Below are 847 nucleotides of genomic sequence, written 5' to 3' on the forward strand. Positions count from 1 at the left end.
CCAACGCAGGCGCAATCGCCGGCGGTACGCTTGGCGTGTACTACGCTTTCATCCAGTTCGCTGGCTTCACGATGGGTAAGGCGGTTGCCCAGTTCGACGCCCCCTGGACCAACTATCCGGGTAACAACTTCGACGGTCTGACTGGTGGCGGCGGCACGGTCACTGGTGTGAACCAGTTCACCTATACTGCCGACTTCGGTCAGGGCATCACTGCCGCGATTTCGGCTGTGGATCCGACGGCCTACTATCAGAGCAACCTGTACAACACCAGCGCCGGCTTTTCGATCGCGACTGTTGGTACCGGCGGCTACGGCATCAATGCCTTCGGTGGCACGCGGGCTCCTGACATCCAGGGTATGGTCCGCATTGACCAGGCCTGGGGTCTGTTCCAGTTGTCCGCAGCGGCGCATAACAACCACGTAGCGTACTACGCGACTCCTGGTCTTGTCGGAACCGAAGCGGCCGGTCATCCGGGCGACAAGTGGGGCTGGGCTGTTCAGGCGGCTTTGTCCATCAAGAACATTCCGACTGGCGCGGGCGACGTGATCAACGTCCAGGCGGTCTACACTGACGGTGCGACCCGCTACAACTTCCAGAGCTTGGCTTCGCAGAACTATGCAATGTTCGGCGGTACCAACCTGGCTGGCGCCTATCAGAGCATTGGCCTTGCCGGCGCTGCTGATGGTGTGTTCGCCAACGGAACCGGCATCAGCACGGTTACGAGCTGGGGCTTCCGTGGCGCCTACACCCACAACTGGGATGCGTACTGGAACACGGCAATCTACGGTTCGTACGCTCAGCTGAAGTACGGCAACGGTGGTGCGGCTCTCGTTTGCGGCCAACTCGC

Annotated in this window: 1 protein-coding gene; it reads left to right on the forward strand. The window is 61.0% G+C overall.

Annotated elements, in window-relative coordinates; genetic code table 11:
• On the forward strand, nt 1-847 hold an 847-nt coding region (locus QJT78_RS51740; protein ID WP_281460908.1), incomplete at both ends, for a porin.

The sequence above is a fragment of the Bradyrhizobium sp. Mp27 genome (genome assembly GCF_029953005.1).
In the GTDB taxonomy this organism is placed as follows: Bacteria; Pseudomonadota; Alphaproteobacteria; order Rhizobiales; family Xanthobacteraceae; genus Bradyrhizobium; species Bradyrhizobium barranii.